The following is a 19296-nucleotide window of genomic DNA, read 5'->3' on the forward strand; positions in this document are numbered from 1 at the left end:
GGTGGGGCGCCGTATACCCGAGCAGGACCTGACCCAGCGTTACATCGCTGACTCGATGGGTGTCTCCACGCCTCGGATCTCGGAGATCGAGCACGGTGAGATCGATCGTACGGAGGTCGCCACTCTGCGCGCCTACGTGCGGGCCCTGGGCGGGGAACTCCGGGTGGTGGCGGACTTCGGGAGTTCCGCGTACACGGCTGTCCGGGAGCCGGGGGGCGTTACGCAGCGTACTGATGGCGCAGCTCTGTCGGAATATCGATCGGTACGAGGCACGCTGACTCTGACGAGCACTGTCCGCATCTGGAAGGCTGGAGGACACCGATATGGCCCTGAGTCGCGAAGAGCGTGAGCAGTTCCTGGCCGAGCCCCACGTCGCCGCGTTCGCGGTGGATGCCGGGGAGGGGCGGGGTCCGGTCACTGTGCCGGTCTGGTACCAGTACGAGTCCGACGGCGCCGTATGGATCCTGATCGGGCTCGATTCCCGCAAGAACCAGCTGCTCGGCACGGCGGGCCGGTTCTCCCTGCTGGTCGACCGGGTGGAACCCACCATCCGGTACGTATCGGTCGAGGGCCCGGTCATCGACACGACCCCCGCCACCATCGAGCACCTCCGGGAACTCGCCGCCCGCTATCTCCCGGCCGACAAGGTCGACGGCTATGTCGACTACGCCTGGAAGGAACACGGCGAGCAGGTGATCGTCCGGATGCGCCCCGAGCACTGGCTGTCGTCGGACCTCGGGACGGTCTGAGGCAGGTACGAATTATCACGTACGGAACGTGTGGCGGGCGAAGTCCCGTACCGGCCGATAACCGATCCGCTGATACAGCCCGTTGCTGGTCGGATTGGCGAGGTCGGTGAAGAGCAGCACCTCGTCGGCCCTTGCGGCCCGCGCGGCGTGGCTGACCGCGGCGGTGGCGGCAGCGGCGTAACCGCGGCCCCGCAGGGCGGGAGGTGTGTAGACGGGCGCGACACGGATCTGCCCGGCGACCTTCGGCAGGGCGCCCGCCATCGAGACGGGTGTGCCCTCCGGGGTCTCCCAGAACGTGATGCCGCCGTGGGCGAGCCGGCTCTCTGCCCAGCGGTCCGGGTCGCGCATGGGCCACCCGCCGACCGCCGCGGAGAACTCGGCCTTCCACCGCGCGACCAGGACACGGTCGTCCCCCGTCGCGCCCCTTGCCCTGCCGGCCGGGGCAGGCTCGGGTGGTGTGAGCGTGCCGAGCCTGTAGAGCCGCTGGCGCATCGTGAGCTCGGCGGTGGCCCCGGTACGGCGTTCCCATGCGGCCGCGAAATCCGCGGCCGTGTCCGCCGGGCCGTTGACCCCCGGGAGCGCATGGCCGGCCTCCGCGAGCCGCACGGCGAGGGCGTCGGCGGCCTCGGGGGTGGTGGCGGTGAGATTCAGTTCGTGCGGCGGTGTCCGGAGGGCCGTGGCCCGTACAGCACCGTCCCGGCCCGCAAGCCACGCGAAGTACGGCGCCTCCTCCCCGAACGTGGCCGATCCCCACCTGCCCAGCTCGTCCGTGACCGTCAACTGCACGGTGTGCAGGGCGGGTTCCGACCGCAGGAAACTCCCGGCGCGGTCGAGGAAGACCCCGAGGTCACGGGTGATGTACCAGTCGGGCGAAACGGAATCCATACGCAATGGTCCCGTGGACCGCCCCCACCACGCTCGCGATTTACGCCGGACCCGAACCGCGGATCTCCTCCGCCGCTCCCGATCCCCGGCTCCCGGTCTCTCGTCGGGCGATACTCGCCGTATGGAAACGGATCTTCACGAGCTGCTGCGTTCCCTGCGCGTGTGGGACACCGAGTTGCCCGTCTTCGACCCGGCCGAGGCGCCCGACGAGCCGTTGCCTCTCTTCGCGCGCTGGCTCGCGGAAGCCGTGGTGGCCGGTCAGGCCGAGCCGCACACCATGTCGCTCGCGACGTCGGACGAGGACGGTCTGCCCGACGTCCGCACGGTGATGCTGCACGGCGCCGACGCGAACGGCTGGTCCTTCGCCACCCACGCCACCAGCCGCAAGGGCCGCCACCTGGCCACCCGCCCCTACGCGGCGCTCGGCTTCTACTGGCCCGTGCAGGGCCGCCAAGTACGCGTACGCGGCCCGGTGGCACTCGCCTCCCCGCAGGACTCCCAGGCAGACCTGCACGCCCGATCGACCGGGGCCCTGGCAGCGGCCCTGGTCGGCCACCAGAGCGAAGTGCTCGGCTCGGTCGGGGAGTTGGGGCGAGCATCGGAGACCGCCTGGGAACGGGCACAGCATGAGCCCGACGCCCAGGTCTCCTCCTGGACCCTGTACCGCGTCCAACCGGACGAGGTGGAGTTCTTCCAGGGGGACGCCCAGCGACGTCACGTACGCCTCGACTATCTCCGTACGGACGGGGGTTGGGTCAGACAACTGCTGTGGCCGTGAGGGGGGCTCATCGCGGAGCGCCAGGTTCGGGATCCGTGGCGAGCCGTGCGTGCAGGTGCACGTCCCGGAACGCGCCGCGGTGGCCCGCCTCGAACATCGCGTCGCGCAGGGTGCCCTCGGGAAGGAAGCCGCAGCGGTTCGCGATGTGGCAGGAGGCGTCGTGGCCGAGGGCGTGGCCCAACTCCAGGCGGTGGAGGTCGAGTTCGGTGAGCGCCCAGCGGGAGGCGAGCGCCAGCGCCCGGGTGGCGACCCGGTGCCCGCGGGCCTGGGGCAGGACCCAGTAGCCGACGCGGGCGCAGCGTGTGACGGTGTCGATCTCGTTGACGCCGATGTGGCCGAGCGTGGCCCCGGTGTCCACGTCCGTGACGCGGAAGGAGGCGGCGCTGCCGTCCGCCGCGCTCTCGGCCCGCGAGCGGAGCGCGTCCCGGGCGCCGTCAATGTCGGTGACCTTCTTGAGTGGCGAGTTCCAGCGCTGGAACTCCGGGTCGCTCACGCCGCGCAGCCACGCCTCGACATCACGGTCGGACTCCGGGTCCCAGGAGCTCAACCGCAGTCCGTGGCCGCGCAGTTCGGGGAACGGATTGACGAGGAACCGCGTGCGAAAACGGGCCATCGCTCCATTGAAACCCGTACGTCTCCACGACTCACACCCGGGGTCGGAACACGGGCACGACGACCTCCCCCGCACCCTCTCCCGCCTCCCGAAACGCCACCTCAAGACCCATCCCGGCCCGCAGCGCGCTCTCCCCGCACTCCACCACCTCGGTCATCATCCGCGGCCCTTCGGCGAGATCGACGACGGCAGCGACGTACGGCGTACGACCCCCGAAGGGCGGAAGATCGTTACGGTGGACGACGGACCAGGTGTAGAGCGTGGCGCGTCCGCTCGCCCGCTCCCAGGCCACGTCCTCGCTCCAGCAGTACGGGCAGAACTCGCGCGGGTAGTGATGGGCCCGACCGCACCCCCCGCACCGACGTAGGAGCAACTCCCCCCGGCCGGCCGCCTCCCAGTAGGCACGGGTGAAGGCATCCACCTCCGGCACATCGAACCGCGCCGCGCTCATCAGAAGAGCCCCAGCGCACTGTCCAGCGACCACGTCTGCCACGACATCCCGAACAGGGCCACCAGGGAGATCAGGGCCATCATCGAGTTCTGCCCCTGCTCGGCCCAGTCGTGGATCATGAGAACGAGGTAGAGGAGGTTGAGGAGGAGGCCCCCGACCAGGGCGATCGGGGTCAGGAATCCGGCGATCAGCCCGAGTCCCAGGGCGAGTTCCGCATACACGACGACGTACGCCATGGCCCGCGGACGCGGCGCGACGACGACGTCGAAGCCGCTGCGCACCGCGGTCCAACGATGCTTCGCCGCGACATCCGCCGCCCAGGCGATCCCCGTACCCCGCTCGAACCACCCCTTCTTGTCCTTGTGCCGCCAGCTCTCCAGCCACCACAGTCCGAGCCCGATACGCAGCACGGCGACCCATTCCGCACCGGTGAGCCAGATCGTGTCCATGGCGCCTCCCGAGCTCCGATAATCTGACGGTACGTCAGTTCAGCGCATGGGAGACGACCGCGCAAGACATACGGACGCCAGGCGTCTTCCTGATCACCGCAACGCTCAGTAGCAAATAGCTAGAGCACGAACTCAGTCGGCGCGGCCCGCCCGTAGAGCTCGTCCAGGCCAATCAGCAGGAGGCCGCCCCGTGCGGCTTCCGCCTGCAGCGCTTCGCTGAAGCCCGCGGCGCTGAAGCACGCCAAGGCGCAATGCGTCGTGTCCATTCCACGCCCGGCGAGCAGCTCCTTCGCCCGGCGGAGGCGTTCAAGGTGGCCAGCTCCCATGACCGTCCCCCATTTCGCCTCACCAAGCAGGGCGACCGAAGGCCGACTCCCGCCAGTGCCCGGTTCGACCACGGCCACATCGATCTGAATCTGGCGGCGCTCCTTCGGGTCGGTGACAACACCACTGCCTACCTCACCCAAGGACGTGCTGAGCAGTGACCGCCCGGGCCCGAGCACGTATTCACGGCACACCGACTCGAAGTGCGGACCTGCCACCTGCGCCGCGAAGCGTTCCGCCGCCTGCCCCCACACCTCGGTCGCCTGACCGCTCTCCAGCCGTGTCCAGGCGGGACGCATGACCGCCTCGTAGAAATTGATCAGCGGTTCGGTGATGCGGTACTGCGATTTTCCGGCTCGGAAGACATCGGCCTCTCGCGCCAGAAGATGGCTGTCCTCCAGCACATTGAGCGGATGCGAGATGTCGACGGACTTGCGGCCGATGTAACCCGCAATGCCGCCTCGCGTCGCATTGCCCTGCGCGACGGCTGCCAACACGGAGTGATACAGCGCCGTATCGCGAATGTCCGCCTCCTCGGCCAGGAGGTATCTCGCCTCCCGGAAGAGTGGGCTGAACGGCGAGAGGACCGTACGACAGATCCAGTCGTCGAAATCGCGCAGGCTCTCGGGGACATCGTCCGCCAGGAACTGGCGACGGTACGCAGGAGTGCCGCCGAGCACCGCGTGCAACCGGGCGGCGAGTGCGGGATCGGCGGCGACTCCCCAGAAGTCCGCCGCCGCCCGGTATCCGAAGGGCCGTACGACGAGTTCGAGTTGAGCCCGGCCGCGCAGGGGCGCACTGCTGGCGAGCAGCCCGCCCATGACGGACATCGCCGAACCGCACAGGAGCAGCCGCATACGGCTCTCCTCCACCTGAAAGCGATCGATCTCGCGTTGGATGAGCGAGGGGAGTTCCGGAGCCACCTTCACCAGATACGGAAACTCGTCGATGACCACGAGGAACGGGCCGTCTGCCATCGGCCCATGCGGTGTCCTGTTCCCGGGAGCGGCGAGCGCGAAGAGATAGGAGATCGCGTCGTCCCAGGTGGCGAAGGTGAAGGCCACTGGGGAACCCACGTATTCGGCCAGGGCCGCGCTGAACTGACGAAGGGATTCCGCCTCGGTCCCGGCCGTGGCTCCGAAGTAGAAGCCGCCGCACTGCTCGACGAGCGCCCGCAGCAGATACGTCTTGCCCATGCGCCGCCTGCCACTCACGATGCCGAGCATGGCGTGGGGCAAGGGCCGCCCCGCGAACGCCGCGAGTCCGTCCCACTCGGCGCCACGATCGAAGACATGCGACGGCTTTTCCGGCCTTGCTCGGTGCTGCACGATGGCTTCGGGCTCCTTAGGAATGCACTCCTAAGGAGTGTACTCCTAATCACTTGGGAGCGCCGTCAGGACGGGGCTGACCAGGGACGCCGAGGGTCGCCATCCCGTGCGCCTCACCGGTCCCACCCCCCACGTCCGGACTTGATCGCCCCGACTGCGAGAGACGACCCGTCACTTCTCCTGACGGCCCGAAGCCTCGCGGTCGCCCACAGGTGTGTTTGCGAGCCAGCAACCTCCCGCTGGCTCCCACCCGGCATCGTCGAGAGCTCGCATGATTCTCCGCACGGCACCGTCCGCGTCGTCGGTCCACGCCTCGAAGCCGCTTTCTCCCAGATCGCCCACCGTGACCAGGCCACTGTGCAGCAAGTGCGCGAGGACCTTCTCACTGACGTCGCGATGGTTCACACCACGTCGCTCGGAGAGTTCCCTGGCAAGGCCGACGAGCCGGTCCAACGGAACCCAGTCGTCGAGGCCTTCCTCAAGGATTTCACGGCAGATCTCTTCCTCATGCATCGGGAAGATGCACCTTCATTCCCGTGCCCTGGGGCGGAAAGATGTCGATTGCCTCCCCGCCCGACCTGGATGCGGTTCGCCACTGGATCATCGTTCCGCCCTCAGGTCTGTAGACGTCAGTGATCTTCGCCCCGCGCCCGACAGCTTCCCGGACCCGAGTCCAGAATGCCGCCAGAAGCCAGGATGCGAAGTTACCGCCTCCAGAAGTGCGGCCTCCACCAGTAGAGCCGCGTGCGGTCCTCAGGCCATTCCGCCTCCATCACCCCCATCAGACTCAAGATCATCGATCTCCGGCATGACGTGACGGAATCCAGACTCCAGCGGCCAGGATTCGCCTGGCCTACGAACCTTCGGGCGAACACCGGATCAGCAACTCCGACCTGTCGGTAAAGCTGCTGAGCCTCGATGAGGGGGTAACGGTTGGCACCCTTGGCGCCTGGCCAGCGCAGCTGAACCAGGTCGTCTTCCCAGCCACAAACGGGGCAGACCCGGAAGGAACCGGGCGGATTCTCGTGGACAAGATGCCCGCAGCAGGGGCAGGGATAGGAGTTCATTTTTGGAACCATGTCCCCGTTGCCGGCCGTGCGGAGTTCCGGGGGGCGAGAGTCTCACTCGGCACGCCTGCGAAGCGGCTGCTCAGGCAGCGTGTCCCTCGAAGCGGAACTCGGGACTGGTGCGTGGGTCGATTCGGGCACCCGACTCGAGTGCGGTTGCCAGTTGCTCGAGGAGCTCGAGAGTCGGATCGACCCCGCTCTCCTCGATGGACTCGATGTCCTCTTCGGACATCCCGGCCCGGCGCGCCAGTTCAGCCGTGCTCCAGCCCAACGCCGAGCGCCGGTCGTAGACCGCCTGGGCGAAGTCCATCCGCCGCCCCGCGGCGCGGTATGCCGGGTCTTCGCGGTGCTCGGACGGGACCTTCCACCTGGTGTGGTATCCGCTGCTCATCAGGCCTCCTCGCCCCTACTGTAGACGCCGTGTTCGCCCGCCGGAGGGTGCTCGGCCTCGCAGCGCTTTCGTGCTCTCTGCGCCCGCAGGACTTCGTCGGCCTCTCGCATCCTCGTCTTCCGGAACACAGTGAGCAGAACGGCCCGCCGGCCGGGAGCCAACCAGTACGTCACACGGAATGCGCCGACGCGTAGCTCGCGCAGCCCGTCACCGAGGTGGCTCGCCAACGGAAACGGCAGGGCCGGACCGTCGGTCGCGAGCCGGTCGGCGAAACGCTCGGCGGCCCTGTAATCCGCAGGTGCGAGCACCTCCAGCCACGCCTGCACCTCAGGCTCAAGTTCGATTGTGTACAGGTCTGGCGGTTCTGACGTTTCCAGCCCCTCACGGCGGCCGAGGCACGGCAACTGCTTCAGGCGGCCACAGCGACCGGCTCCACGCCCTGTACGAACTCGCCCTGCGCACCGGACTCCGCAAAGGCGAACTCCTCGGCCTCCACTGGGAAGACCTCGACATCGACGGCGGCACGGCCACGATCCACCGCTCCGCACGCAGGGGCTGACCGTCCTGCACACCTGGACCCTCGCCTCCGAACGCCGCATCGCCCTCCCCACCGAATGCATCAACCCCCTGAAGATCCACCCGGGACGGCAGCGGGAAGGGCGGCAGGCTGCTGCTGTGCGCCCTCACCAACGCCAAGCCATCGATACCCTCGGCAACGCCCTCAGCCCGATGGAGAACGACCCCTACGACCCACCCGCCGCAGCCGACGTCCGCTGACGTTGCCATCAGCGTTGCCATCAAACACATGGGAAGCCCCGCCGGATACTGGCGGGGCTTCCCATTCATGCCCGGAAGCAGATCGGCTTAGATTCTATTGCATGACCATTCGATCCACTTCTGGAAGCGAAGCCGGGGGCTGATCGCCATACCAGGCATATTCCAGGCCGGACAACATGCCCGATTCAGTCCACAAAAGGATTTCGCCAACAAGCTCGCCCTCCTCGTCAATAACCGTGAAAGTTACCGGCGATGCCCCGGTCGGTACAGGAGCACGAGGTGCGTCATCCATGACTCGCAGGTCAACACTCACAGAATTAGATCCCCATAGGGCCACCACCCGAACTTGACCAAGTTGATTACGGAGCTCTGCCGCTCCAGGGAAATCCACTTGCAGAATCCGCTCCACTACCGCCCGCTCCTTAGCGGTCAGCGGGCGCGGTTCGACGGGTACCCGCATTTAATTGCCTCCAGGGAACTTATCGGGATTGAACGCCGTGCCGATTCTCGGAACGCCGTTGACGACAGCTCCTCGAATAGTCACGTTCTCACCATCTATGACTCGACGCACTTCAAATCGCCCCGCTGCCGGAAGGTCGCTTACATCTCCCAGGCTGTCCACGATGCGTCGCATTGCCTGCTCACGGCCGCCAGAACGAGCGACTAGGCCGGCGAAGCCATGCTTCTCCGGGTCGATAACATGCTCCAGCTTTGCTGGCGTGCTCGCCGACTTGTAGGTCTCGTCCAGTATTTTCGGACAGAGTCCACCCGAATTGTGTACGAGGACCGGAGTCCCGCCCGCCAGCACATAGTAGGTGTGGAGATCGGCGACCGTCAGGTTGTAGACGCGCTGGCCGGGTGCCGTCCACGACTTGGTGGAGTTGACCTTTGCGTAGGTGCCCCCGTCCGTCCGCAGCCGGTCGCCGGGCTCGACTGCCGCGGCGTCGAGCCACGCGTTCTTGTCGCCTGCCACCCAGAAGGGGTGCCGGTCGGTGGCGATCAGGGTGCCGGTCGACTCTGCCCCGGGGCTGGCCACGGTGATGTCGACGAGGTTCTTCTGGCCGTCACCGGTGATGGTCGCCTGGACACTCTTCGCCGCGGTCTCGCCGGACTTCGGGTCGGTGGCCACTACCTGGTCGCCGACGCGTATGTCCTCGATTGGCTTGGTCCGCCGATCGGCCATCAGGACACGGGTGCCCGGTACGAAGCTGTTCTTCTGGCACGCCTTCAGCCCCTTGAGCGCCTTGACCTTCAGGGCGCTGAGTGCGAGGCCCTTGAGACACGAGAGGTCTTTCGACTGGAGGCACTCTTCGACCTCGAACGCACCCGTGTACCAGGCGATCAGCCGTTCGAGGTAAGTGCTCTCAGTACACCCACCGATCACCCCGGGGCCGCCGCTCGCGCAGATCAGAACTGTCTCGCCGGGCCGAAGGTCCCCGCTCGTCACGAGGTTCTTCTCGGCCTCGTACAGCCTTTTCCTGATGAGCTTCTCGCGCTCTGCCTCCGTAAGAGGCTTCGCGTCCTCACCGCGCTGCTTTTCGACCTCCGCCTTCAATTCCGCAACCAGCTTGTCGGCCGCAGTCTTCATGGCCTCGGTCGCTGCTTTGGCTGCCGCTGCGGAGTCCTTGCCCGCGGCCTGGGCGGAGAGGCTTGCCTGGTACGCGGCGGTATGGGCCTGCGAGGCATAGTTCGAGGCGAGACTCGCGGACCTCACTGCTTGTTCCGCGGAACGGGTCGCCGCAGTTGCGTCCTTGCGGGCCGCTGCCGCGGCGCTGTTCGCCTTCTTGGACGACTCGGCGGCCTTCGCGGCCGACTTGGCCGCCTGGTCGGCGGACTTGTCGGCCTGCTTCGAGTACGTATCCGCCTGCTTCGCCGAATCCTTGGCCCTGTTCGCCCACTTGACGGCCGCGGCGGCGTCCTTGGCTGCTTCCGCCGCGACACGCTGCGCCTCGGCGGCGTCCTTGTGGGCCAGCGCCGCCGACCGGTCGCCGGCCGCGAGAAGGATGTCGATCTCGGCGACGTGGGCGGCAGTGTTGGCATCCCGCTGCTGCGCCCGGAACAGACCGATCTGCAAGAAATCCCGCAGACCGGAGGACGGCCCCGACAGCACCGCCTGGGCCGCGGCCTTGACCTCGGGACCACCGTTCGCCAGCGCCTGCGCCACCGCGACGTGGTCGTCGTCCTCGCGGGCCTTGTACTGACCGACCTCCAGGAACTGGTGCAGGTCGGCCGCCGTACCGTCCAGGGCCTTGTTGGCGGCCTCTTTCACACCCGGTCCGCCCGCGGCCATGATCTGGGCGACGGTGACGCGGTCGTCGTGTTCCTTGCCCGGATAGGCCTTCGTCCGCAGGAACTCCCGTACCTGCGCGATCGGCTTGTCCAGCACATCCAGTGCGGCCTGCCGCTGCGCGGGCTTGTCCGTGGTGTTGGCGATGTGCGCCACGCTCGCGCGGTCGTCCTGCTCCAAGGCAACCGTCAGAGAGGCACGGACGAACTCCTCCACGTCGGCGTCGGTACCCATCAGCGCGGTCTCGGCGGCGCTACGGGCCCACGTCCCGCCACCGGAGAGCAGGTTGACCGCGACCTGGCGGCCCTTGGCGGCCGTGACCTTCGCATCGGACGCCGCGACGGCCTCGTCCCACAGCTTCTGCGTCTGGGCATTGAGCTGCTGAAGCCGCCCGGCTTCCCACGTGGCGGCGGCGACGCGCGCATCCTCGGCCTTCTTGGCCTCTTCGGCCGCCAGGACGTTCTCTTCCTGCTGCTGGACCAGGCGCTCCTCATCCGTCTTACGCGCCAACTCCGCCACCGTCTTGGCCTGATCGGCAGCTTTCTGCGAGCTGTTGGCCGCCTTGGTCGCGGCATCCGCCGCGGCCTTGGACTCCTTCGCCGCGTCCACCGCCTTGCCCGCCTCGTCGGCGGCCTTGTTCGCCGCCTTGGCCGCCGCCTCCGCGTGATCCGCAGCGTCGTTGGCCGCCGTACGGGACTGCCGCGCGGCCGTGGCGGCCTGCTTGGCGTTGGACTGCGCGGCGCCCGCCGCACGCGTGGCCTGAGCGGCCAGCCGCCTGGCCCTGGCCGCCGCCACCTCGGCCTCGGTGGACTTCGCACCGGCCTCTCCGGCCCAGCGACCGGCCTCGGCCGCCGCCGTCGCAGCCGCCGCGGCGTTGACCCCGGCACTGGCCGCGGCCCCGGCCGCCTTCCCCGCGTTCTCAGCGGCGATTCCGGCCTGTTCGGCAGCCTTGGCCGCTTTCCGCGCCCCCTCGGCGGCGGCGTTCGCGTTCTGCGCGGCGATACGGGCGTCCTTCGCCCGACTCGCATCAGAAGCGGTCGCCGCGGCAGCCGACCTGGCCGTGGACGCCGCACTTCCGGCCCGCCCCGCCGCATACGCCGCCTGCGCAGCCGCCGTAGCGGCAACCCGCGCCGCCTGGTTGGCCGCCGCAGCCGACGACACCGCCGTACGAGCCGCCTGAGCCGCCCGGTCGGCAGCGGAAGCCGCCCGTGACGCTGCCGCCGCCGCTCTGCCCGCCGACGACTTCGCCTCCTGCGCTTCCTTCGCTGCGACCTGCGCCGCCTCCTTGGCCCGCTGGGTCGCCTTGGCCGCCTTGGCCGCCTCTTCCTTGGCCTCCTCGGTCAGCCGGGTGGCCTGCTTCTGTGCCTTGTCGGCGAGCGCGGCCAACTGGGCGACGGTCAGCGTCTCCTGGTCCCGCGCGGCCGCGACCTGCCAGCCCTCGTCGAGGAATTCCTGTACGTCCTCGGGAGTGCCGTCCAGGACCTGGTTGGCGACCTTCTTCACATTCGGGCCGCCCGCCGCCATCAGCTGGGCGACCTGTACCCGGTTGTCCTCCTCCCGCTTCTGGTACTGGCCCTGCTCGATGAACTTGCGCCAGTCATCGGCGGTGCCGTTCAGAGCCTTGTTCGCGGCTTCCTTCACACCGGGTCCGCCGGCGGCCATGATCTGCGCGACCTGGACACGCAGATCATCGTCGTAGGGCTGGACGAAACCCTCGTCCAGGAAGGCCTGAAGTTCCTCGACTCCGCCGTCCAGCGCGGTGTTGGCGGCCTCCCGCACACCCGGACCGCCGATGGCCATGATCTGCGCCACCTGAACCCGCAGGTCCTCCTCCTGGAGGTCCGGCAGATCCTGGTTCATGAACGTGTCTACGTCCTGATCCGGACTGAGCAGGACGGCCTCAGCGGCCCGCCGTACACCCGGACCGCCGTACTCCCATTCCCAAAGAACGTCGGATCTGCCGAACGCGGGCACCTCGTCGTCCGCGGCGGCAGGACTCAGGTCCGCCCCCGCGACCAACGCCAGAGCCATCAGCGTCGCGGCGACGCCACGCCGCCCCGGCGCCCCTCTGAATTTCCTCACCAATTTCCTCTTCCTCAGATCCCTTTTCCTCAAGGGCAGGTCACTTCTCGACACAGTTGCTGTCCCGCCAGGGCACAAACCGCTCAGGCCCATTGGTGATAAGGCCGTCCACGCCCCACGAAGCCGTCGTCTTCCACTGGCTTTCGCTGTCGACCGTCCAGACGAAAACGTCGACGCCGGCCGCCTTCAACTGGTCGACCACGGCGGGGCGGGCGGAAAGGCCGGTGAATTTCACCGCGTAGGTGCTGAGCTTGAATGCCCGTGCCGTGGCCACGGGATCGGCGTCGAGGGTGGAGCGCAGCAGCGCGACTTCGGTCTTGTATGCGGAGGCTGCCGCGTCCCGCACGATGTCCTCGTCGAAGGACTGGAGCAGTGTCCGCTCGGTCATCCCGGCCTCGGCGACGAGCCGGAGGGCGGTGTCGACGGCTGCGGTCGTCTGCGGTCCCTTGATTTCCAGGAGGAGCCGAGCGGGCTTGACCTTCAGGGCGGACAACGCCTGTTCCAGGGTGGGAACGCGACCTCCGCCGTCCACGGTCAGCCCGGAGATCTCCTCGGCGGTGAGTTCGTCGACGCGTCCCGTGCCGTTGGTCGTCCGGTCCACGGTCGCGTCGTGCATGATGACCGGCCGGCCGTCCTTGGTGAACTGCACATCGGTCTCGACCCAGTCCGCACCGGCATCGGCCGCCGCCTCCAGGGAGGCGATCGTGTTCTCCGGAGCGATGTCGGGAGCGCCGCGATGTCCGACTCCGTCGGTGCCGGCGCAGCCGATCACGACGGTCTGGTCCCAGACGCGGACGTTGTCGATGGTTCCGGCGAAGTTCTCCTGGAAACCGCCCTTGTAGGCGAGCCGGCCGATCTGCAGACCGCCCGCGGCACGCCACGGCGTGGTGAAGGCGGCGGCCGTCTGCGGTGTGCGGTTCACGAACAGCTGGACCGTCTGGGCGGACGCGTCGTACACACCGGTGAGCTGCGTCCACACTCCGGCCTTCGCCGCTTTCGAGCTGAGCGATCGTACGATCGCGGTGTCGTCGGCGTCCTTCGTGTGCCGGTTGAAAGCCCACTTGTCGTAGGCCTTGGAGTAGTACAGCTGGAAGCCGCTGGCGCGGTTTCCCGCCTGCGACAGGAACGTGTAGTTCGTGTTCTTGTTGTCCAGCTTCACCCACGCCGACACCGAGAACGACTTCGTCGTGTCCACCACCGGACCGGCAGTCGCCGCGTACGCCGACGTCCCGTTCAGCATCAACCCGGTGCCGACCTTGCCCGCCACACCCAGCTGGGCACCGCCGCCGGCCACCGTCGCGACCAGACCGGCGCCCATGCCGCCGCTGACCCGCGTGCTGCCCGCGGCCTCGTCCAGCGGGAACGACGCCAGCTCCTGCAGATGCGCCGGCAGCGTGCCCCCGCTGATCGACGTGGCATCCGCCTGCGTGATGACGGACTGCACGGTCCGCACATCGTCGACCTGGCCGGCCGTGTACTCGTGGAAGCCGCCCTTGTAGTGGAGGCGGCCGATCTGGAGTCCGCCCGCGGCCCGCCACGGGGTGGTGAAGGCCGCTGCCGTCTGTGCCTTGCCGTTGACGAACAGCTGGACCGTCTTGGCGGACGCGTCGTACACACCGGTGAGATGGGTCCACACACCGGCCTGCGCGGAGTCCGTGCTCAGGGACCGTACGAGCGCGGTGTCGTCGGCGTCCTTCGTGTGCCGGTTGAACACCCACTTGTCGTACGTCTTCGAGTAGTACAGCTGGAAACCGCTCGCCCGCGCACCAGCCTGCGACAGGAACGTGTAGTTCCTGTTCTTGTTGTCCAGCTTCACCCACGCCGACACCGAGAACGACTTCGTCGTGTCCACCACCGGACCGGCAGTCGCCGCGTACGCCGACGTCCCGTTCAACTTCAGTCCGGTGCCGAGTTTGCCCTCCGAACCGAGCTGGGCACCGCCGGCCACACCGGCGGTGAACTCCTGCGCCGCGCCGCCCAGTACCCGCCGCGAACCGGCACCCTCGTCCAGGCCGAAAGCCGCGTTCTCCTCGACGGCGGTTGCTTGACGGGGTGCCGCCTGCGCTTCGACCGACGTCGCGAGTACGGCACTTGATGCCGCCACCGACAAAATCGTCGCCGCTGCCGCAAGACGTGTTAATGACCGCGGAATTCCGCGATGTGCATGCATGTGTGATCCAGGCTTGTCTGATGAGTCAGGGTGCAGGGGAATGCGCGCCCCGTACTGGTGAAAATCGGGGCCCGCTGCGGCAGTTCCTGCGGGAGCGGGCCCCGGTGGTGAAATGAACTCGGCGTCGGTCAGCCGACCTGAATACCGTCGTTGAAGATCTCGTCGACTCCGACGGCCCGGTCCCAGACGCGGATGTTGTCGATGGTTCCGGCGAGGTTCTCCTGGAAGCCGCCCTTGTAGCCGAGCCGGCCGATCTGCAAGCCGCCCGCGGCACGCCACGGCGTGGTGAAGGTGGCCGCCGTCTGCGGCTTGCCGTTCACGAACAGCTGGATCTTCTTCGTCGACGCGTTGTACACGCCGGCCAGGTGCGTCCACACCCCGGGCTGCGCGGTCTCGGAGCTCGTCGACCGCACGATCCCGGTGTCATCGGTGTCCTTGGTGTGCCGGTTGAACACCCACTTGTCCAGGGCCTTGGAGTAGTACAGCTGGAAGCCGCTCGCCCGCGTACCCGCCTGCGACAGGAATGTGTGGTTGGCGTTCTTGTTGTCCAGCTTCACCCACGCCGACACCGAGAACGACTTGGTGGTGTCCACCACCGGGCCTGCGGTCGCCGCATACGCGGTAGTCCCGTTCAGCTTCAGTCCCGTGCCGACCTTGCCCGCGGCACCGAGCTGGGCACCGCCGCCGGCCAGTGTCGCGACCGGACCGGCGCCCATGCCGCCGCTGACCCGGGCGCTGCCCGCGGCCTCGTTCAGCGGGAACGACGCCAGCTCCTGCAGATGCGCCGGCAGCGTGCCCCCGCTGATCGCCGTGGCGTCCGCCTGCGTGATGACGGACTGCACGGTGCGCACGTCGTCGATGGTTCCGGCGGTGTTCTCCTGGAAGCCGCCCTTGTAGCCGAGTCGGCCGATCTGGAGTCCGCCCGCAGCACGCCACGGCGTGGTGAAGGCTGCCGCCGTCTGTGCCTTGCCATTGACGAACAGCTGGATCTTCTGCGTCGACGCGTCGTACGTCCCGGCCAGGTGCGTCCACACCCCAGCCTGCGCGATGTCCGTGCTGAGCGACCGGGCGATCCCGGTGTCGTCGGCGTCCTCGGTGTGCCGGTTGAACACCCACTTGTCGTAGTGCTTGGAGTAGTACAGCTGGAAGCCGCTCGCCCGCGTCCCCGCCTGGGAGAGGAACGTGTGGTTGGCGTTCTTGTTGTCCAGCTTCACCCACGCCGACACCGAGAACGACTTCGTGGTGTCCACCACCGGCCCGGTCGTGGCCGCGTACGCCGACGTCCCGTTCAGCTTCAACCCGGTTCCGGCCTTGCCCTCCGAACCGAGCTGGGCACCGCCGGCCACACCGGCGGTGAACTCCTGCGCCGCGCCGCCCAGTACCCGCCGCGAACCGGCACCCTCGTCGAGACCGAAGGATGCCTTGCCGGTGAAGGCGCTGTCGTCGAGCCACTCGGTGATGTTGTCGGTGCGGGCTGCCGTCGCGCTGTTGCCCTGCCCGGGCTGCCCCAGGCATCCGGTGTGATCGGCTTGGCTCTGCACAGCGATGACGCGTCCGTTCCCGTCGAGGACCGGGCCGCCGGCGTCGCCCTTGCACATCCGGCCGCCAGTCATCTCCACGATGGTGGCGGTGGTGCCACTCTGCGTGGCCTTGCTGTTGTGGGGGCCCGCGGGCACCCACGTGGTGCCGGTACGGCCGTATCCGGCGGCCACCAGCTCGGTCCCGTCGGCGGACACGTTGCCCGCGAGCGTGGCCGGGGCGATACCGGTCACCGGGGTGGCCAGCCGTGCCAGCACCACGTCCCGGTCGCCACGCGGCTCCACATGGTTGATCCTCACCGGGGCCTTCCCCGCGAAGCTCACCGTGGACACGCGGGTCGGCGCACCCGCGGATACCGGCTTGGCCGGATCGTCGGTGAAACAGCTGGCCGCGGTCAGCACCCAGGCCCGGTCGACCAGGGTGCCACTGCAGTTGCGGCCGCCCTCGTGGCCCGGCTCGCCGACCGTGACACGGGCCAGCCACGGGCGGTCCGCGTCACCCGTCGGCAGCGACCGGGCCTTACCCTCACCGACACCCAACTCCACCACCGTGGATTGAAGGTCGGGGTCGAGCCCCTCACCCAGCGACTTCCAAGTGTCGGGCTCGAGGCCGACCTCCTCGACCTTGGTCTCGTTGGTCCTGGTGTTCTCCGTGCGCACCGTGGCCACGACGTCGTCCCTGGTGTCGGACTTCGCCAGGTAGGTGCGCTGGATCTCCAGGGCCAGATAACCCACCGGCCCGGAGACCGCGAAGCAGATGTTGCCGCTGTCACGGCTGTTGATCCGCACCAGCTCACTGCCGCCGGACGCACACTCGGCCAGCGTGATGTTGCCGTCGCCCGCTATGAGCTTCAGGCCCTTCTCGGCCAGCAGCTGGTCCCGGTCCGGGTAAGCGAAGTCCTCCACCAGGGAGTCCAGTACCTCACCGGGCGCCGCCTGCGCGAGGCCGGTCATCGGTCCGGTACTCCAGGCTGTGGCCGCCACCAGCGTTGCCAGGGCCACGATTCCCACCCGCCCGGGCATGCCGCGCCATCCCATGTACGTACTCCCCCTGCATGAACTTCAGTGTTTGGGCATGCCACGTCATCTGAGTCACCTGAGGACTCGGGCATGCAGTGATCGGTGCGGGTCATGACTGGCAACAGCCGACTCTGAGCACCTGGATGACGCGCCTCGGCCTCGTTCAAAGGACAGGCGCGACCACCCAAGGATCTTTACGTGAAGTTCACGATTTTCACAGGAGAATCAAAGCCAAAATCAATCAACGCTGGCTGATTCCGGCACTTTTGCATCACACTTTGGTCAACATGACGTCAGCACGCCCCAGGAACGGGTGCGTCTGGTCCGCACGCACCAGATGGAAGACAGCGCCGGGGAACGACGCCCGGCGGGGCGTCGGAAGGGACTGTTGAAGGCGCGTGATCCGCGCAATTCCCCCTTCCACGGGGCTGGTCCGCGCCGACCCCGACAGCGGCACCGACAGGGGCGCCGACAGGGGCGCCGACCGCCTGCCGTAGCACAACTCCCGCTGTCCACGTCGTGCATCTCCAATTGCCCACGCCTGAGGGCCTACGACACCAGCCACCCACACCTCCCCCACAGCGTGATCGATTCGCAATCAATTCCCGGCTTGACCGAGACCCATCAAGTGACGAGCTGAATACGCTCACGCACATGGCCGACTCGACTACCTCTTCGACGTCCCCCGCCGTGCCGTCACACGAGGACCGTCCCGTGTACGTCATAGGCGGCGGCCCGGGCGGGCTCTCCGCGGCGTACGCGCTGCGCGCCCAGGGCATACGAGCCGTCGTGCTCGAGAAGTCCGAGCATGTCGGCGCGTCCTGGCGGCGGCACTACGACCGGCTGCATCTGCACACGACCAGGCGGCTGTCCTCGCTGCCGGGCCTCGCGATGCCGCGCTCCTTCGGGCGCTGGGTCTCGCGGGACAACGTGGTGCGGTATCTGGAGAAGTACGCGGAGCACCATGAGCTCGAGGTCATAACCGGGGTGGAGGTTTCCCGTGTGGAGCCCGCCGCGGACGGCACCGGCTGGCTGTTGCGGGCCACCGGCGGGCGCGAGCTGACCGGCAGTGCGGTCGTGGTCGCCACCGGCTACAACCACACGCCCCACGTGCCCGACTGGCCGGGCCGCGACGCGTACAGCGGCGAGCTGCTGCATGCCGGCCAGTACCGCAACGCCGCCCCCTACGCCGGCCGCGACGTCCTCGTCGTCGGCATCGGCAACACGGGTGCCGAGATCGCCGTCGACCTCGTCGAGGGCGGGGCCTCGCGCGTACGGCTCTCGGTGCGGACCGCGCCGCACATCCTGCGCCGGTCCACGGCCGGATGGCCCGCCCAGCGCACCGGGATTCTCGTACGCCGGCTGCCGGTCGCCTGGGTGGACCGGCTGGCCGGGCCGGTGGGGAAGATCAGCGTGCCGGATCTGTCGGCCCACGGCCTGCCCCGGCCTGACACCGGGCTCTACTCCCGCGTCAACGAAGGCTCGGTCCCGGTGCAGGACGTCGGCCTGATCGACGCCGTACGCAAGGGGAAGGTCGAGATCGTGGCCGCCGTCGATGGTTTCGAGGACGGCAAGGTCGTCCTCGCGAACGGCGACCGGATCGGCCCTGACGTCGTCATCGCCGCGACCGGCTACCGCCGCGCCCTGGAGGACCTCGTCGGCCACCTCGGCGTCCTGGACGAACGCGGCCGCCCGGTCGTCCACGGCGCCCGCACCCCGGCCAACGCGCCAGGTCTCTACTTCCAGGGCTACACCAACCCGATCAGCGGCATGCTCCGCGAACTCGCCCTGGACGCCCCGAGAATCGCAAAGGCGATTGCGAAGGCGGACGGGCGGGGATAGCGGGTGCGCCGGCGCGGGCGGCAGCCCGCACCAGCGCGCGGCGCGGTGGCCGGCGCCGACACGGTGGTCGATAGCCCGGGCCGGCGGGCGGTCGCGGGCACGCCGGTGCGGCCGACGGCCCTCATGGCGCAGTGACCGGGCACATCTGTCGTGGGCGCGGCGCGGTCAGCGGTCAGCGGTCAGCGGTCAGCGGTCAGCGGTCAGCGGTCAGCGGTCAGCGGTCAGCGGTCAGCGGTCAGCGGTCAGCGGTCAGCGGTCAAGGCGTACGGCAGAAGGCGCGGAGGTGCGGGGCGCAGCCGCAACCGCGAGCTGTCGCGGGCACGGCGAGCGGGCAGCTCGCAAGGCGGCCCGTCGCTCACCGCCCCGCCCTCCGCAAGCCCGCCGACGGCATCCTCCAGTCCTGCACGGAAACCTCCGGCTTCCGGAACGGCTACGCAGACGGCGCCGTCCGCTCCGGAGTGCGTGTGGCCGCGGAGGTCGTCCGGCGCACCCAGATGCCGTCCAGCCACGTTCCCCTGACGACCGTGGCGGGTATCACCCATGTG

General features: G+C 68.5%; 17 protein-coding genes and 1 pseudogene. 5 read left to right on the forward strand and 13 right to left on the reverse strand.

Features of this window, described 5'->3' with window-relative positions; translation table 11 throughout:
* Position 1 precedes the first annotated feature (1 nt).
* Together ACFYO0_RS24735 and ACFYO0_RS24740 are read left to right on the forward strand one after the other, a co-directional pair.
* A complete protein-coding gene (locus ACFYO0_RS24735; protein WP_388679773.1) occupies positions 2-349 on the forward strand; it encodes a helix-turn-helix domain-containing protein in 348 nt (115 codons plus the stop codon).
* Entirely contained in the window at positions 324-749 is a 426-nt protein-coding gene (locus ACFYO0_RS24740; RefSeq protein ID WP_388679776.1) for a pyridoxamine 5'-phosphate oxidase family protein, read from the forward strand. Before ACFYO0_RS24735 ends, ACFYO0_RS24740 begins: the two co-directional genes overlap by 26 nt.
* A 15-nt stretch (positions 750-764) precedes the next feature.
* Here ACFYO0_RS24740 and ACFYO0_RS24745 read toward each other — a convergent pair whose 3' ends face one another.
* Positions 765-1634, reverse strand: a complete 870-nt coding sequence (locus ACFYO0_RS24745) for a GNAT family N-acetyltransferase (protein WP_388679778.1) — start codon at positions 1632-1634, stop codon at positions 765-767.
* A 121-nt stretch (positions 1635-1755) separates the two neighbouring features.
* Here ACFYO0_RS24745 and ACFYO0_RS24750 point away from each other — a divergent pair, with 121 nt between their 5' ends.
* Positions 1756-2412: a pyridoxal 5'-phosphate synthase gene (locus tag ACFYO0_RS24750; protein WP_388679781.1), complete on the forward strand. Its 657-nt coding sequence runs from the start codon at positions 1756-1758 to the stop codon at positions 2410-2412.
* Positions 2413-2419: 7 nt separating this feature from the next.
* On the opposite strand, the gene ACFYO0_RS24755 is transcribed toward ACFYO0_RS24750, so the two are convergent.
* The 8 genes from ACFYO0_RS24755 to ACFYO0_RS24790 all read right to left on the reverse strand — a co-directional run bounded on the left by ACFYO0_RS24755 (position 2420) and on the right by ACFYO0_RS24790 (position 7361).
* Entirely contained in the window at positions 2420-3025 is a 606-nt protein-coding gene (locus tag ACFYO0_RS24755; RefSeq protein ID WP_388679783.1) for a GNAT family N-acetyltransferase, read from the reverse strand.
* Positions 3026-3056: 31 nt separating this feature from the next.
* Positions 3057-3476 carry a Zn-ribbon domain-containing OB-fold protein gene (locus ACFYO0_RS24760; protein WP_388679786.1) on the reverse strand — a complete coding sequence of 140 codons (420 nt, stop codon included), beginning with the start codon at positions 3474-3476 and terminating at the stop codon, positions 3057-3059.
* Positions 3476-3925: a DoxX family protein gene (locus tag ACFYO0_RS24765; RefSeq protein WP_344394331.1), complete on the reverse strand. Its 450-nt coding sequence runs from the start codon at positions 3923-3925 to the stop codon at positions 3476-3478. The genes ACFYO0_RS24760 and ACFYO0_RS24765 overlap by 1 nt, the downstream gene beginning before the upstream one ends.
* Positions 3926-4044: 119 nt before the next feature.
* A complete protein-coding gene (locus ACFYO0_RS24770; RefSeq protein ID WP_388680354.1) occupies positions 4045-5445 on the reverse strand; it encodes an ATP-binding protein in 1401 nt (466 codons plus the stop codon).
* Positions 5446-5748: 303 nt separating this feature from the next.
* A complete protein-coding gene (locus tag ACFYO0_RS24775; RefSeq protein ID WP_388679788.1) occupies positions 5749-6090 on the reverse strand; it encodes a hypothetical protein in 342 nt (113 codons plus the stop codon).
* 191 nt (positions 6091-6281) lie between these two features.
* Complete coding sequence (locus ACFYO0_RS24780) at positions 6282-6656, reverse strand: CPCC family cysteine-rich protein (protein WP_388679791.1); 375 nt, start codon at positions 6654-6656, stop codon at positions 6282-6284.
* 70 nt (positions 6657-6726) lie between these two features.
* Complete coding sequence (locus ACFYO0_RS24785; protein WP_352378408.1) at positions 6727-7035, reverse strand: helix-turn-helix domain-containing protein; 309 nt, start codon at positions 7033-7035, stop codon at positions 6727-6729.
* Entirely contained in the window at positions 7035-7361 is a 327-nt protein-coding gene (locus ACFYO0_RS24790) for a type II toxin-antitoxin system RelE/ParE family toxin (RefSeq protein ID WP_388680357.1), read from the reverse strand. The genes ACFYO0_RS24785 and ACFYO0_RS24790 overlap by 1 nt, the downstream gene beginning before the upstream one ends.
* A gap of 42 nt (positions 7362-7403) precedes the next feature.
* Here ACFYO0_RS24790 and ACFYO0_RS24795 point away from each other — a divergent pair.
* A pseudogene (locus tag ACFYO0_RS24795) lies at positions 7404-7812 on the forward strand (tyrosine-type recombinase/integrase); the annotation flags it as partial.
* A gap of 94 nt (positions 7813-7906) precedes the next feature.
* Here the strand turns inward: ACFYO0_RS24795 and ACFYO0_RS24800 are convergent.
* The 4 genes from ACFYO0_RS24800 to ACFYO0_RS24815 form a co-directional block, all read right to left on the reverse strand.
* Positions 7907-8221, reverse strand: coding sequence for a hypothetical protein (locus tag ACFYO0_RS24800; RefSeq protein WP_388679795.1), 315 nt, complete (start codon positions 8219-8221; stop codon positions 7907-7909).
* Positions 8222-8272: 51 nt separating this feature from the next.
* A complete protein-coding gene (locus tag ACFYO0_RS24805) occupies positions 8273-12181 on the reverse strand; it encodes a polymorphic toxin-type HINT domain-containing protein (RefSeq protein ID WP_388679798.1) in 3909 nt (1302 codons plus the stop codon).
* A 40-nt stretch (positions 12182-12221) separates the two neighbouring features.
* Complete coding sequence (locus tag ACFYO0_RS24810) at positions 12222-14285, reverse strand: glycerophosphodiester phosphodiesterase family protein (RefSeq protein WP_388679801.1); 2064 nt, start codon at positions 14283-14285, stop codon at positions 12222-12224.
* Between the two features lie 194 nt (positions 14286-14479).
* Positions 14480-16891, reverse strand: a complete 2412-nt coding sequence (locus ACFYO0_RS24815; protein WP_388679805.1) for a LamG-like jellyroll fold domain-containing protein — start codon at positions 16889-16891, stop codon at positions 14480-14482.
* Positions 16892-17563: 672 nt separating this feature from the next.
* Between ACFYO0_RS24815 and ACFYO0_RS24820 the strand changes: the two genes are divergently transcribed.
* Positions 17564-18751 carry a flavin-containing monooxygenase gene (locus ACFYO0_RS24820; protein ID WP_388679808.1) on the forward strand — a complete coding sequence of 396 codons (1188 nt, stop codon included), beginning with the start codon at positions 17564-17566 and terminating at the stop codon, positions 18749-18751.
* Positions 18752-19296: the final 545 nt, after the last annotated feature.

The sequence above is a fragment of the Streptomyces sp. NPDC006365 genome (genome assembly GCF_042870755.1).
Lineage (GTDB): Bacteria > Actinomycetota > Actinomycetes > Streptomycetales > Streptomycetaceae > Streptomyces > Streptomyces xiangluensis.